Here is a 14137-nt window from a genome sequence, read left to right on the forward strand (position 1 = left end):
GTTTTTTAAGATGAGCGTAAAAGGTAAAGTATTCAGATACGGAGATAATGTAGATACAGATGTTATAATTCCTGCAAGATATTTAAACACATCAGATCCAAAAGAACTTGCAGCACATTGTATGGAAGACATTGATAAAGAGTTTGTTAAAAAAGTACAAAATGGAGACATCATTGTAGCAGATAAAAACTTTGGATGCGGTTCATCAAGAGAACATGCACCACTTGCTATAAAAACTGCAGGAGTAAGCTGCGTTATAGCTAAGACATTTGCTAGAATCTTCTACAGAAATTCTATTAATATAGGGCTTCCAATATTAGAATGTGAAGAAGCTGTTAATAAAATTGAAGCAGGAGACGAACTTGAAGTTGATTTTTCAACAGGAGTTATTAAGAACTTAACAAAAAATGAGCAATATCAGGGAGAGGCTTTCCCAGAGTTTATGCAAAAGATTATAGACAGCGATGGATTAATTGGATATATAAAAAGCAATAGATAAATGACAATTGACAAATTAGTTTGAAGTAATAAGTTAGAAGAATCATTGGATGCAGGATGTTGACCCCCTGCAACCATGATTACAATTAATAATTGATAATTATTAATTAAGGTAGAAAATCCTATGGATTTTCATCCTTAAATTATCAATTATACATTATACATTATCAATTATTTAGGTTTTATATAAATAAGGGGGATTTTTAATATGAAATGTAAAGTAGCTGTAATTAAAGGAGATGGAATTGGTCCTGATATCGTAAAAGAAGCCGTTAAAGTTTTAAAAACAGTAGGTGAAAAGTTTGGACATAGATTTGAATATGAGTATGTACTTGCTGGAGGATGTGCTATTGATAAATGTGGGGAAGCACTTCCAAAAGAAACATTAGATGTTTGTAAAAATAGTGATGCCGTACTTTTAGGAGCAGTTGGAGGACCAAAATGGGATAATCCAGATGCAAAAGTAAGACCAGAACAGGCTCTTTTAGGATTAAGAGGTGGAATGAATTTATATTGCAATTTAAGACCAGCAGTTTTATATAAACCTCTTAAGAATGCTTCACCATTAAAAGACAGCATCGTTAAAGATGGAATAGATATTGCAATTGTAAGAGAACTTACAGGAGGTATTTATTTTGGAGAAAGAGGAAAAGAAGTAGTAGACGGAGTTGAAACAGCTCATGATACAGAAAAATATAATACAGTTGAGATAAAAAGAATCGTAAAAATCGGTTTTGAAACAGCAATGAAGAGAAAAAAGAAACTTACATGCGTTGATAAAGCAAACATTCTTGAATCTTCAAGATTGTGGAGAAAAGTAATGGCAGAAATGTCAAAAGAGTATCCAGAAGTTTCTGTTAACTATTTATATGTAGATAATGCTTCAATGCAGCTTGTAAAAGATCCTACACAGTTTGATGTTATAGTAACTTCTAATATGTTTGGAGATATTTTATCAGATGAAGCAAGTATGGTAACAGGTTCAATAGGAATGCTTCCATCAGCATCACTTGGAGATGGAACTTTAGGAATGTACGAACCAATACATGGAAGTGCTCCTGATATTGCAGGAATGGGAATTGCAAATCCACTTGCTACAATTTTATCAGCAGCAATGATGTTAAGATACAGCTTTAACCTTGAAGAAGAAGCAAGAGCAATAGAAAAAGCAGTTATGAAAGTGCTTGAAGACGGATATAGAACAGGCGATATAATGAGCGAAGGAAAAAAGAAAGTAAAAACAGAAGAAATGGGAGACTTAGTTTGCCAAAGAGTTAAAGAAGGGAAGTAATTATTTATGAAAAGTGATGTAATGAAAAAAGGCTTAGATAGAGCGGCACAAAGATCACTACTTAGAGCGCTTGGCCTTACAGATGAAGAAATGAAGAGACCTTTAGTTGGAATAGTATCTTCTCAAAGCGAAATAATTCCAGGACATATGAATCTTGACAAAGTAGTAGAAGCAGTAAGAAAAGGAGTCTTAATGGCTGGAGGTACTCCATTTGTAGTGCCTGCCATAGGAGTATGTGATGGTCTTGCAATGGGCCATGGTGGAATGAAATATTCATTAGTCACAAGAGAACTTATTGCAGATTCAGTTGAATGTCTTGCAAAAGCACATGCGCTTGATGCATTAGTACTTGTTCCAAACTGTGACAAGATTGTACCTGGTATGTTAATGGCATCATTAAGAGTTAATGTCCCTTCAGTTATGGTAAGTGGAGGTCCAATGCTTGCAGGTCACTATAAGAAAAAAGCAGTCTCACTTTCATCAATGTTTGAAGCAGTTGGTTCATACGAAGATGGAAAGATGACTAAAGATGAATTATGCGATCTTGAAAAATGTGCGTGTCCAACATGTGGTTCATGTTCAGGAATGTTTACAGCAAATTCAATGAATTGTCTTTGTGAAGTATTAGGTTTAGCACTTCCTGGAAATGGAACTATTCCAGCTGTATATTCAGAAAGATTAAGACTTGCTAAAAAAGCAGGTATGGCTGTAATGGATCTTTTAAAGAAAGATGTAAAGCCAAGAGATATAGTAACAGAAAAGAGTATTTATAATGCACTTAAAGTTGATATGGCACTTGGATGTTCAACAAATAGTGTACTTCATATGACAGCAATAGCACATGAAGCAAAAGTAAATATGAATCTTGATATTATAAATGAATTTTCAGCAAAAACTCCAGACCTTTGTAAATTAGCACCAGCATCAGATGTTCATATTGAAAGATTATATGAAGTTGGTGGAGTTGCAGCTGTAATGAATGAACTTGATAAAAAGAAACTTTTAGATCTTGATACAATGACTGTAACTGGAAAAACTCAAAGAGAGAATATCAAAGGCATATTTGATGAGGAACATGAAGTTGTACGAGACATTGATAATCCATATAGCAAAACAGGCGGAATTGCAATACTAAGAGGAAATTTAGCACCAGAAGGTTCTGTTGTAAAAAGAGCAGGAGTTTTACCTGAAATGCTTAAACATGAGGGACCTGCAAGAGTATTTGATTCAGAAGAAGAAGCAAATAAAGCTATATTTGATAAGAAAATTCAATCTGGGGATGTAATTGTAATAAGATATGAAGGACCAAAGGGTGGACCTGGAATGAGAGAAATGCTTCAAGCAACAGCAGCAGTTGCAGGAATGGGACTTGATAGATCAGTTGCTCTTATTACAGATGGAAGATTCAGCGGAGCTACAAGAGGAGCATCAATTGGGCACGTTTCTCCTGAAGCAGCAGATGGAGGTCCAATTGGACTTATAAAAGATGGGGATATTATTTCAATAGATATAGAAAACGCAAAACTTGAAGTTAAATTATCTGATGAAGAGCTTGCAGAAAGAAGAAAGAATTTTAAGCCTATCGAGCCAAAAGTTAAAGAAGGATATTTAGCAAGATATGCAAAGCTTGTAAGTTCAGCATCAGAAGGGGCAATACTAAAGTAGTAAAGTAATAAGTAATAAAACAATAAGTTTTAAAGGGGTTGAGACGATGTTATTAACTGGAGCAGAAATCCTTCTAAAGTCTCTTATTGACGAGGGCACTGATACAATTTTTGGATATCCTGGGGGTGCAGTATTAAATATCTATGATGAACTTTATAGATATAAAGATAAATTACACCATGTGCTTACAAGCCATGAGCAGAATGCTGCTCATGCAGCTGATGGATATGCAAGAGCAACTGGAAAAGTTGGGGTATGCCTTGCAACCTCAGGGCCAGGAGCAACAAATTTAGTTACAGGAATTGCAACAGCATATATGGATTCAGTTCCTATGGTTGCAATTACTGGAAATGTTGCAGTACCACTTCTTGGTAAAGATAGTTTCCAAGAAGTTGATATAAAAGGAATTACAATGCCTATTACAAAGCATAATTATATTGTTAAAGATGTAAATGATCTTGAGGAAACGATAAAAAAAGCATTTTATATAGCACAAAGTGGAAGACCGGGGCCTGTTCTTATCGATATTCCAAAAGATGTTACTGCAAATAAAGCTGAATATAAAAAGCTTAAGCCAATGGAGATTAGAAGAAAAACAGAGTTTTTAACGGAAGACAAGTTAAAAATAGCAATTGATTTAATAAATGAAAGTAAAAGACCATTTATATATGCAGGAGGCGGAGTTGGAATTTCAGAAGCTACAGATGAGCTTATTGAATTTGCAGAAAAAATAGATGCACCTGTTTCAACATCACTTATGGGGGTTTCATCATTTCCAAATGAGCATAAACTTTATACAGGACTTATAGGAATGCATGGAACAAAAGCTTCAAATATTGCAGCAACACAGTGTGATTTATTAATTGCACTTGGGGCAAGATTTAGCGATAGAGTGATAGGAAGCAAGGAAGATATAAAAAATGCAAAGATACTCCATATAGATGTAGATCCTGCAGAAATTAATAAAAATGTTAAAGTTACAGCATCACTTGTAGGTGATCTTAAAGAAGCACTTTTAAAATTGATGATGCGTGTAAATAAGTCAGAAAAAAAAGAATGGAATGAAAAAATAAATAGTCTTAAAGAAAAGCCAAAAACTAATTTTGGAGACACACTTACTCCAGAATTATTATTTAATAAATTAAATACGTTAAATGATGGAAGCTTTGTGATAACCACTGAAGTTGGTCAACATCAGATGTGGGCAGCACAGAATTTCATATTTAAAAATACAAGAACCTTTATAAGTTCAGGTGGTCTTGGAACAATGGGCTATGGATTAGGGGCAGCTATAGGAGCACAGACTGGACGAATGGACAGAAAAGTGTTTAATATAGCTGGTGATGGAAGTTTCGGAATGAATTGTAATGAGATAGTTACGGCAGTAAAAAATAATCTGCCAATTGTTGAAATTATAATGAATAATAATTGTCTTGGAATGGTAAGACAATGGCAGACATTATTTTATGGCGGTAGATATTCAGAGACCACATTAAATAGGCCTACAGATTATGTAAAACTTGCAGAAGCTTTTGGAGCAAAAGGTATAAAAGTTACTGATGAAAAAGAACTTGATTATGCGTTAAAAGTAGCTCTAAATTCAAAGGGACCTGTAATAATAGATTATTTAATAGACACTGATAAAAAGGTTTATCCAATGGTTGCACCAGGTGCACCAATAAGTCAGATAATGACTGAAAAATAAAAAGCAATAAAAAATAAGGAGGGCATATATTATGCAAAAAATGTATTATGAAAAAGACACAGATCTTAACTTATTGAAAGGAAAGAAAATAGCTGTCATCGGTTATGGTAGCCAAGGTCATGCACATGCTCTAAATCTTAAAGATTCAGGATGTGATGTTGTAGTTGGTTTATATAAAGGAAGTAAATCATGGCCAAAAGCAGAAAAACAGGGGCTTAAAGTTTATACTGCTGCAGAGGCAGCCAAATGGGCTGATATCATCATGATTCTTATAAATGATGAATTACAGGCATCTATGTACAAGAAAGATGTAGAACCAAACTTAGAAGCAGGAAATATGTTAATGTTCGCTCATGGATTTAACATTCATTTTGAACAGATCGTTCCACCTAAGGACGTTGATGTAACAATGATCGCTCCAAAAGGACCAGGACATACTGTAAGAAGTGAATACTTAGCAGGAAAAGGAGTTCCTTGCTTAGTAGCTGTACATCAGAATGCAACAGGAAAAGCATTAGAAATGGCACTTGCTTATTCAAATGCAATTGGAGGAGCAAGAGCAGGAGTTCTTGAAACAACATTTAGAACAGAAACTGAAACAGATTTATTTGGAGAACAGGCTATCCTTTGCGGAGGTGTTTGCGCACTTATGCAAGCAGGTTTTGAAACATTATGCGAAGCTGGATATGATCCAAGAAATGCTTACTTTGAATGTATTCATGAAATGAAATTAATCATAGACTTAATCAACCAGTCAGGATTTGCAGGAATGAGATACTCAATCTCAAATACTGCTGAATATGGTGATTATGTAACTGGACCTAAGATCGTTACAGAAGAAACTAAGAAAGCTATGAAGAAAGTTTTATCTGATATCCAAGATGGAACATTTGCAAAAGAATTCTTACTTGATATGTCAGCAGGTGGTCAGGCTCACTTTAGAGCAATGAGAAGATTAGCAGCTGAACATCCATCAGAAAAAGTTGGAGAAGAAGTACGTAAACTTTACAGCTGGAATGAAGAAGACAAATTAATCAACAACTAAATTTTAAAATAGTAAAATATTTAGAATTTATAATATAAGCTTTCGCTTCAGGCGAAAGCTTATTTTATTTTGCGCAAGTCGCAAAAGACATATAATGAAATTCTGAAAGAATTTCTACCCCATTTGTACTTTGTCACCTGTCCTTTGTCATTTGGTAGAGCAGTTTTTTTTATTTTGTATTAATATTTAAAATCCCTAGAAATATATTTAGTAAAGAATGAATATATTTCAAATAAAGGGGAAATTCACTATGTATCCAATAAAATTTGATAACTTATATTATAAGAAAATCTGGGGAGGAAGAGACTTAAAAAAATTTAGAAGTAATCTTCCAAAAGGTAATATTGGAGAGAGCTGGGATATTGCATGTCACAAAAATGGGATAGGAATAGTTAAAAATGGAGAATATAAAGGGGTAAGGTTTAATGATTTAATAAGCGTTTTAGGAAAATCACTTGTAGGAGATAAAGTATCAGAAAAGAGATTCCCACTTCTTGTTAAAATAATAAATTCTAAAGAAAAACTTTCTGTTCAGGTTCATCCTGGAGATGAGTATGCTATGAGAAATGAAAATGAATATGGGAAAACAGAATGCTGGTATGTTATTGATGCGAAAGAAGGAGCATCAATTATTGTTGGAACGAAGAATTGTTATACAAGAGGTATGTTTGAAGATGCAGCAAAATCAGGAAAACTTTCTAAGTATTTAAATAGAGTTAATGTTAAAAAAGGAGACTTCTTTTTAATAAATAGTGGACTTGTACATGCTATAGGTGAAGGTGTAATACTCGCAGAAATTCAGCAAAATAGTGATATTACATATAGAGTTTATGATTATGATAGAGGAAGAAAGACTAATCTTAAAAAGGCTCTAGATGTAATTGATTTTAATCTTACATGTGAAAATTTAAATAAAGATAGAGAAGTAGAATATGACAATAAAAAAATAACTTTATGTCATAATAAATATTTTGATGTGGAGAAAATAAATGTAAATACAAGCTTTAAAGATATAAGCGAGAGAGAAAGATTTTCTATACTAACATGTGTAGATGGAAGTGGAGTAATTAAGTCAGATGGAGGATACAAAGAAGAAATAAAAGTAGGAGACAGCTATTTAATTCCTGCATATCTAGGTGAATATAGAGTAGAAGGAAAAGCTACTTTATTAAAAAGTTATCCTAATAGATAAAGGGTAAAGTAAATGACAAAGCACAAATGACAAAGGACAAAGAGGGATGTTTCTGCTCAAAATCGCAGAAACCTAAATTAATGTAAAAATTGACAATTGACAATTGACAATTGTGGAAGTTTCTGCTTGAGCGCAGAAACCAAAATATATGAGCTTTCGCTTCAGGCGAAAGCTTTATTTTTTGCGAGAATCGCAAAAAAACATACAATGAAATTCCGTAGGAATTTCCACCTGAATTATCCATTATCCATTATTAATTCTCAATTGCACAGGATTTCCACCACATTTGTCATTTGTCCTTTAACAATTTGTCCTTTAACATGTCATTTGTATTCTATTTCATTTTAGAAATATGTTTTTTTAGAGCATCAAAACTTTCGCTGCTTATAACATGTTCAATTCTGCAAGCATCTTCTGATGCTGTTTTTTCATTTACACCGAGTTTTATAAGACATGAAGATAAAATTCTATGTCTTTCAAAAATCATTTCTGCGATGTATTTACCGGATTCTGTAAAATATATAAATCCTGAATCTGTTACAGTTATGTGATGCTTTTCTCTAAGATTTTTCATAGCAACACTTACACTTGATTTTTTGTAACCAAGCTCATTAGCTATATCAACTGATCGTACAACAGGAAGTTTTTTGCTTAAAATTAATATTGTTTCAAGATAATTTTCTGCTGATTCATTTTGTTTCATATAAACACCTCCTATAGTTAGTCATATGAAATTATAGTTAGTATACCATTAAAATAAGTTTCTTTCAAATAATATTGATAATAATTTATCAATAAAGTTATTGACACGAAACAGAAGTTAGAATATAGTAATTGTATCAAGTGAGAATGATTTTCAGTATTATTAGAAAACAAATTTCAGAAAGAAGATGATTTATTATGCATTTAACTATGGTGAGAACAGGTGAATCAAATATAATAAAAAGAGTTGGAGGATTAGACAAAACAAAAAGATTTTTAGAAAACTTAGGATTTGTCACAGGAGAACCAGTAATTGTTATATCTGCAATTGGTGGAAACATTATAGTAAATGTTAAAGATTCAAGAGTTGCTATTGGCAAAGACATGGCAAATAAGATATTAGTCTAAAAGAAAGAAGGAATTATTTTTATGAAATTTAAAACACTTAAAGAGCTACCATGTGGTATGGAGGCAAAAGTTGTAAAGCTTAGAGGGGAAGGGGCTGTTAAAAAACGTATCATGGATATGGGAATAACTAAAGGAGTTGATGTTTTTGTAAGAAAAGTAGCACCTCTTGGAGATCCTATTGAAATAACAGTAAGAGGTTATGAACTTTCAATCAGAAAAGCTGATGCTCAAATGATTGAAGTAGAATAGTATGTCATTAGGTTAGCTTAGGCTAATTAATAATAGTGTTATAAAACTACGTTTTATATTGGAAGGAGTTAATACATGGAAATTAAAATAGCACTCGCAGGTAATCCAAACTGCGGAAAAACAACATTGTTTAATGCACTTACAGGTTCAAATCAGTTTGTGGGAAACTGGCCTGGAGTAACAGTTGAGAAAAAAGAGGGAAGAATTAAAGGACATAAAGATGTTAAAGTTATGGATCTTCCCGGAATTTATTCATTATCACCTTATACATTAGAAGAAGTGGTTGCAAGAAACTATCTCATTTCTGAAAAACCTGATGCAATATTAAATATTGTAGATGGAACAAATCTTGAAAGAAATCTTTACTTATCAACTCAGCTTATAGAACTTGGAATTCCAGTTGTAATGGCTGTTAACATGGCAGACATAGTGGAAAAAAGAGGAGACAAAATAAATATCTCATCTTTGAAGGACAAGCTTGGATGCGAGGTCGTTGAAATTTCAGCATTAAAAGGTACAGGAATTCAAAATGCAGTAGATAAAATAATATCTGTAGCAGAAAATAAAAAGTATTCTGGTACTGTTCACAAATTTGCACCTAAAGTAGAAAAAATAATTGCAAATGTAGAGGACAAGCTTGGAAACAGTGTACTTGAAAATCAAAAAAGATTCTTTGCTATTAAATTATTAGAAAAAGATAATAAAATTAGTGAAATGATTGATATTAATCCTCCTGATGTATCAGCAGAAATAGGAATACTTGAAAATGAATTTGATGATGATACTGAAAGTATTATAACTAATGAAAGATATGAATATATATCATCAATTATAAATTCATGCTTAAAAAAGACTAGAAAGCAAAAAATGAGTGCTTCAGATAAAATTGATAGAATAGTTACAAATAGATATTTGGCACTTCCTATTTTCGCACTTGTTATGGTTCTTGTTTATTATGTATCAGTAACAACTGTTGGATCAGCAGCAAATGGCTGGGTTAATGATGGAGTATTTGCAGATGGATGGAACTTCCTTGGTATAGAATCCCTTCACGTTTCATCAATACCAGATTTCGTAACTTACGTTTTAGAATCAATTGGATGTGCAGACTGGCTTTCTGGATTAATTATTGACGGAATTGTTGGTGGAGTTGGTGCAGTGCTTGGATTTGTTCCACAGATGCTTGTATTATTCTTATTCCTTGCATTCTTAGAATCATGTGGATACATGGCAAGAGTTGCATTTATAATGGATAGATTCTTTAGAAAATTTGGTCTTTCAGGAAAATCATTCATACCTATGCTTATAGGAACTGGATGTGGTGTCCCTGGAATTATGGCATCAAGAACAATTGAGAATGACAGAGACAGAAAAATGACAATTATGACTACAACATTTATTCCTTGTGGAGCAAAGCTTCCAATAATCGCTCTTATAGCAGGAGCTTTATTTAATGGTGCATGGTGGGTAGCCCCAAGTGCTTATTTTGTAGGAATTATGGCAATTATTCTTTCAGGTATTATGTTAAAGAAAACTAAGATGTTCAGTGGTGAACCTGCTCCATTTGTTATGGAACTTCCAGAATATCATATGCCAACAGTTTTAAATGTTTTGAGAAGCATGTGGGAAAGAGCTTACTCATTCATAAAAAAAGCAGGAACAATTATTCTTCTTTCAACTATTATATTATGGTTCTTAAAGAGTTTTGGATGGGTAGATGGACAGTTTGCAATGCTTGATGAAATGCAGCTTGATCACAGTGTATTAGCTGTAATTGGAAATTATATAAGTGTAATATTTATTCCTCTTGGATTTGGAGATTGGAAGAGTGCAGTTGCAACAGTAACAGGTCTTATAGCTAAAGAAAATGTTGTTGGTACATTCGGTATTTTATATGGATATGCAGAAGTTGCAGAAGATGGAACTGAGATATGGGCAAGCTTAGCTTCTAGCATGACAGCAATTGCAGCTTATTCATTCTTAGTATTTAACCTTTTATGTGCACCTTGCTTTGCAGCTATGGGAGCAATAAAAAGAGAAATGAATAGTCCAAAATGGTTCTTATTTGCAATAGGATATCAAACAGGATTTGCATATTTAGTATCATTATGTATCTATCAAATGGCAATGTTTATAACAACTGGTACACTTGGAATTGGAACTATTGCAGGATTTGCAATAATAATATTCTTTGCTTACATGTTATTAAAACCTTATAAGGAAAGTGACAAGCTTGATGTTAATTTAAGCAGTGTAGCAGCTAATATGAAATAGAAATTAGGAGGTATAATTTATGGGAACAGTTATCGTAGGGTTAATTATTTTAGGAGTCGTATTTCTTATAGTAAGAAAAATGGTTCATGATAAGAAAAATGGCAAGTCATCATGTGGATGCAATTGCGGTTCATGTGGTGGAAGTTGTGGAAGCAATATAAAAGATCAAAGAAATAATATAGTTATTAAAAAATAAGCTTATTGAAAAACTCGCATCAAAGTTAGAGATAGGAGAATTAATTTTAAAATGGAAAATCAGACATATTTAAGGAAGAAGGCACATGATTCTAGAAATTACTGTAGGACGCAGATGCAGAAAAAGGCAGTTATTAGAAAGCTTCAGGAGAGAAAATATCGTATAACAAAACAAAGACTGATGCTTCTTGATATTGTTTTAGAAAATGAATGTGCAAACTGTAAAGAGATTTATTATAAAGCTGTAAAAGCAAATAAAAGTATTGGTACAGCTACTGTATATCGTATGATGAGCGTTTTAGAAGAAATAGGAGCTATAAAGAGAAATAATATATATAAAATTGATTGCAGTATTGAACATAATATAGAGAATGCGTGTGTTGTGGAACTCGATGATGAAAACAAAATATGTTTATCAGCTAACAAGCTTAAAGAAGTTATCTCGCGAGGACTTAAAGTATGCGGATATATAAATAGTGAGGAAATAAAAAGCGTAACTGTTCAAAAAGAGTAGAGAGAAAATTTTATGATATGATCTATAGTATTTGCTTATTAGGAGGTTTAATGATTGACTACCATGAAATAATTGAATGTATTATGAGTGCGCTTGATGCAAAAGATTCATATACAGCCTGTCATTCTCAAAGGGTAAGCGATATGGCGCTTGAAGTGTGCAGGCTATTAGAACTTAGTGAAGATGAAATTGAAAAGATACACATAGCAGCACATCTTCACGATATTGGGAAGATAGGTATAAAAGATGCTATTTTAAATAAAAATGGCAAGTTAAATGATGAGGAATGGGGCGAGATAAAAAAGCATCCTGAAATTGGAGCAAACATTTTAAGTAAATCTCATCATTTAAGAGAAGTTAAAGACATGGTTTTATGTCATCATGAAAGATTTGATGGGAATGGATATCCACTTAAGCTTAAAGGAAAAAACATTCCTTTAGGCTCAAGGATAATAGCAGTATGTGATTCAATAGATGCTATTACGTCAAATAGAAGTTATCGAAAAGCACATGATTTTTCATTTTGCTATAGAGAGATAGAAAAAAATATTGGTATAATGTATGATCCATTAATAGGTGAATGCGTTTTGAGAAATTGGGAGAGAATTATTACTATAAAATAGAAAAAATTCAGGTTTTATTCTTTAATTAAAAGGATAAAGCCTGATTTTTTTATTTGTTATTTTATTATAAGTACCTTAAAATAATAAAGAATGAATATAAATAAAAGGGGGTGATGGTAAATGAAGGCAAATCATAATCATGATGGAGTATATAGAATAGATTATTATGCGTATATGTCACAAATAAGAGGTTTAAACAGCTCATATAAAGTGCTTTTTGGGTTTCTATCGCTTCTTTTCTGTATTATTTTAGATAATGTATATGTTTCACTTTCTGCAATCATAATAATGGGGTTTATTACTGTTTTTATTGGAAAACTCAATTTAAAAAAGTACATATTACTTCTTAAAATTCCATTTATATTTATGATTCTTGCAAGTATTACCGTAGCTATTTCAATATCTCATTATCCATATGGACAGTATAATTTAAATTTTCATTTCTTTTATATTTACACGACAAATGAAAGCATATTAGATATGTTTTATCTTATACTAAAAGCATTTGGTGCAGTATCTTCAATGTATATGATAACTTTATCAACTCCTGCATCTGAAATAATCTGTGTACTTAAAAAAATACACGTTCCAGAAATTATAATTGAACTTATGAATATGATATATAGGTTTATTTTTATACTTATGGATTCTCAAGGCAGAATGAAAAATGCAGCAGAATCAAGGCTTGGATATTCAACATTTAAAGCTGCACTTCATTCATTTGGAAATTCTCTTTCTAATCTTTTAATTGTATCTTTAAAAAAAGCAGATTCGTATTATATGGCAGCAGAGTCACGCTGTTATGATGGCACTATGCACTTTATTGAAGAGGATAAGAGAGTTACAAGTTTAAATATAATACTTTTTTCAGTATATTTTATTTTTCTTATAGCGCTTAAAATATTTTTAAAGTAAGGAGATGAATTTATGGACAATAAGGACATATATATATTAAGAGTTAAGGATTTATGTTATTCATATGATGAGGATAAAGATGTATTAAAAAACATTAATCTTAATATAAAAAAAGGTGAAAAGATAGCAGTAATGGGTTCAAATGGAGCAGGAAAATCCACATTCTTTTTGAATTTAAATGGTGTTTTAAGAAAATCTTCAGGGCAGATATTTTTTAAAGATAAAGAGATAACCAAAAAAGATGTTAATGAGCTTAGAAAAAATGTAGGAATAGTATTTCAAGATGCAGATAATCAGATAATTGCATCGACAGTTCTTGCAGAAGTTTCATTTGGACCTATGAATTTAAAACTTCCAAAAAATGAGGTAAAAAAAAGAGTAGACATGGCACTTTCTTATATGAATATAAGTGAATTTAAATTAAGACCGCCGCATTATTTAAGTGGAGGAGAAAAAAAGAAAGTTACTATTGCAGATATAATTGCTATGAAAAGTAAAGTCATTATATTTGATGAACCTACAGCATCACTTGATCCATTAAATGCACAGATGCTTGAAAATGTTCTATCAAAACTTGCAGATGAAGGGAAAACTCTTCTTATTTCAACACATGATGTTGATTTTGCATATAGATGGGCAGAAAGGATAGTTGTATTTAGTGATGGAAAAATAATTGCAGATGATACTCCTGTTAATATTTTTAAAAATAAGGATGTTATTAAAGAAGCAAATTTAAAAAAGCCAATACTTTTAGATGTCTATGAGTCTCTTTTAGAAAAAAATATTGTTAAAGAGAATATTTATCCAAAGAATATAGAGGAATTTAAGGAGATGATATGAAATAATTAATTGACAATATTG

15 protein-coding genes are annotated in these 14137 nt (G+C 32.0%); 14 read left to right on the forward strand and 1 reads right to left on the reverse strand.

Annotated elements, in window-relative coordinates; all coding sequences use genetic code 11:
• Positions 1 to 10: 10 nt before the first annotated feature.
• The 6 genes from leuD to MTX53_RS01610 all read left to right on the forward strand — a co-directional run bounded on the left by leuD (position 11) and on the right by MTX53_RS01610 (position 7396).
• Entirely contained in the window at positions 11 to 499 is a 489-nt protein-coding gene (gene leuD / locus MTX53_RS01585) for a 3-isopropylmalate dehydratase small subunit (protein WP_244834443.1), read from the forward strand.
• A gap of 207 nt (positions 500 to 706) precedes the next feature.
• Positions 707 to 1789: a 3-isopropylmalate dehydrogenase gene (leuB, locus tag MTX53_RS01590; protein ID WP_244834444.1), complete on the forward strand. Its 1083-nt coding sequence runs from the start codon at positions 707 to 709 to the stop codon at positions 1787 to 1789.
• Positions 1790 to 1795: 6 nt separating this feature from the next.
• Positions 1796 to 3454 (forward strand): dihydroxy-acid dehydratase, encoded by a 1659-nt coding sequence (ilvD, locus tag MTX53_RS01595; protein ID WP_244834445.1) that lies wholly within the window; start codon positions 1796 to 1798, stop codon positions 3452 to 3454.
• Between the two features lie 46 nt (positions 3455 to 3500).
• Positions 3501 to 5159, forward strand: a complete 1659-nt coding sequence (ilvB, locus tag MTX53_RS01600; protein ID WP_244834446.1) for a biosynthetic-type acetolactate synthase large subunit — start codon at positions 3501 to 3503, stop codon at positions 5157 to 5159.
• A gap of 31 nt (positions 5160 to 5190) precedes the next feature.
• A complete protein-coding gene (gene ilvC, locus MTX53_RS01605) occupies positions 5191 to 6204 on the forward strand; it encodes a ketol-acid reductoisomerase (RefSeq protein WP_244834447.1) in 1014 nt (337 codons plus the stop codon).
• A gap of 250 nt (positions 6205 to 6454) precedes the next feature.
• A complete protein-coding gene (locus tag MTX53_RS01610; protein WP_244834448.1) occupies positions 6455 to 7396 on the forward strand; it encodes a type I phosphomannose isomerase catalytic subunit in 942 nt (313 codons plus the stop codon).
• 334 nt (positions 7397 to 7730) lie between these two features.
• Here the strand turns inward: MTX53_RS01610 and MTX53_RS01615 are convergent, their stop codons facing one another.
• Complete coding sequence (locus MTX53_RS01615; RefSeq protein WP_244834449.1) at positions 7731 to 8099, reverse strand: metal-dependent transcriptional regulator; 369 nt, start codon at positions 8097 to 8099, stop codon at positions 7731 to 7733.
• 197 nt (positions 8100 to 8296) lie between these two features.
• Here MTX53_RS01615 and MTX53_RS01620 point away from each other — a divergent pair, with 197 nt between their 5' ends.
• The 8 genes from MTX53_RS01620 to MTX53_RS01655 all read left to right on the forward strand — a co-directional run bounded on the left by MTX53_RS01620 (position 8297) and on the right by MTX53_RS01655 (position 14116).
• Positions 8297 to 8506, forward strand: coding sequence for a FeoA family protein (locus MTX53_RS01620; protein WP_348521791.1), 210 nt, complete (start codon positions 8297 to 8299; stop codon positions 8504 to 8506).
• A gap of 21 nt (positions 8507 to 8527) precedes the next feature.
• The gene (locus tag MTX53_RS01625) at positions 8528 to 8755 is read left to right on the forward strand and encodes a ferrous iron transport protein A (RefSeq protein ID WP_244834450.1); all 228 of its coding nucleotides are present in this window, start codon (positions 8528 to 8530) and stop codon (positions 8753 to 8755) included.
• Between the two features lie 75 nt (positions 8756 to 8830).
• A complete protein-coding gene (feoB, locus tag MTX53_RS01630) occupies positions 8831 to 11029 on the forward strand; it encodes a ferrous iron transport protein B (RefSeq protein WP_244834451.1) in 2199 nt (732 codons plus the stop codon).
• Between the two features lie 19 nt (positions 11030 to 11048).
• On the forward strand, positions 11049 to 11225 hold the full coding sequence (locus tag MTX53_RS01635) for a FeoB-associated Cys-rich membrane protein (RefSeq protein WP_244834452.1): 177 nt from the start codon (positions 11049 to 11051) through the stop codon (positions 11223 to 11225).
• Positions 11226 to 11276: 51 nt separating this feature from the next.
• Positions 11277 to 11738 carry a transcriptional repressor gene (locus MTX53_RS01640; protein ID WP_244834453.1) on the forward strand — a complete coding sequence of 154 codons (462 nt, stop codon included), beginning with the start codon at positions 11277 to 11279 and terminating at the stop codon, positions 11736 to 11738.
• Between the two features lie 50 nt (positions 11739 to 11788).
• On the forward strand, positions 11789 to 12361 hold the full coding sequence (locus tag MTX53_RS01645) for an HD domain-containing phosphohydrolase (RefSeq protein WP_244834454.1): 573 nt from the start codon (positions 11789 to 11791) through the stop codon (positions 12359 to 12361).
• A 120-nt stretch (positions 12362 to 12481) separates the two neighbouring features.
• The gene (gene cbiQ, locus MTX53_RS01650; RefSeq protein WP_244834455.1) at positions 12482 to 13276 is read left to right on the forward strand and encodes a cobalt ECF transporter T component CbiQ; all 795 of its coding nucleotides are present in this window, start codon (positions 12482 to 12484) and stop codon (positions 13274 to 13276) included.
• Positions 13277 to 13288: 12 nt separating this feature from the next.
• Entirely contained in the window at positions 13289 to 14116 is an 828-nt protein-coding gene (locus MTX53_RS01655) for an ABC transporter ATP-binding protein (protein ID WP_244834456.1), read from the forward strand.
• The last annotated feature ends 21 nt before the right edge of the window (positions 14117 to 14137 follow it).

Source organism: Clostridium sp. BJN0001, from assembly GCF_022869825.1.
Classification (GTDB): domain Bacteria; phylum Bacillota; class Clostridia; order Clostridiales; family Clostridiaceae; genus Clostridium.

Excerpts from the sequence above, each read along its gene's own strand:
- feoB (WP_244834451.1), top strand. The coding sequence starts at position 8,831 with ATGGAAATTAAAATAGCACTCGCAGGTAATCCAAACTGCGGAAAAACA.
- leuB (WP_244834444.1), top strand. The coding sequence starts at position 707 with ATGAAATGTAAAGTAGCTGTAATTAAAGGAGATGGAATTGGTCCTGAT.
- MTX53_RS01615 (WP_244834449.1), bottom strand. The coding sequence starts at position 8,099 with ATGAAACAAAATGAATCAGCAGAAAATTATCTTGAAACAATATTAATT.
- cbiQ (WP_244834455.1), top strand. The coding sequence starts at position 12,482 with ATGAAGGCAAATCATAATCATGATGGAGTATATAGAATAGATTATTAT.
- MTX53_RS01635 (WP_244834452.1), top strand. The coding sequence starts at position 11,049 with ATGGGAACAGTTATCGTAGGGTTAATTATTTTAGGAGTCGTATTTCTT.
- MTX53_RS01625 (WP_244834450.1), top strand. The coding sequence starts at position 8,528 with ATGAAATTTAAAACACTTAAAGAGCTACCATGTGGTATGGAGGCAAAA.
- MTX53_RS01645 (WP_244834454.1), top strand. The coding sequence starts at position 11,789 with ATGATTGACTACCATGAAATAATTGAATGTATTATGAGTGCGCTTGAT.
- MTX53_RS01610 (WP_244834448.1), top strand. The coding sequence starts at position 6,455 with ATGTATCCAATAAAATTTGATAACTTATATTATAAGAAAATCTGGGGA.
- leuD (WP_244834443.1), top strand. The coding sequence starts at position 11 with ATGAGCGTAAAAGGTAAAGTATTCAGATACGGAGATAATGTAGATACA.
- ilvB (WP_244834446.1), top strand. The coding sequence starts at position 3,501 with ATGTTATTAACTGGAGCAGAAATCCTTCTAAAGTCTCTTATTGACGAG.
- ilvC (WP_244834447.1), top strand. The coding sequence starts at position 5,191 with ATGCAAAAAATGTATTATGAAAAAGACACAGATCTTAACTTATTGAAA.
- MTX53_RS01640 (WP_244834453.1), top strand. The coding sequence starts at position 11,277 with ATGGAAAATCAGACATATTTAAGGAAGAAGGCACATGATTCTAGAAAT.
- MTX53_RS01655 (WP_244834456.1), top strand. The coding sequence starts at position 13,289 with ATGGACAATAAGGACATATATATATTAAGAGTTAAGGATTTATGTTAT.
- ilvD (WP_244834445.1), top strand. The coding sequence starts at position 1,796 with ATGAAAAGTGATGTAATGAAAAAAGGCTTAGATAGAGCGGCACAAAGA.
- MTX53_RS01620 (WP_348521791.1), top strand. The coding sequence starts at position 8,297 with ATGCATTTAACTATGGTGAGAACAGGTGAATCAAATATAATAAAAAGA.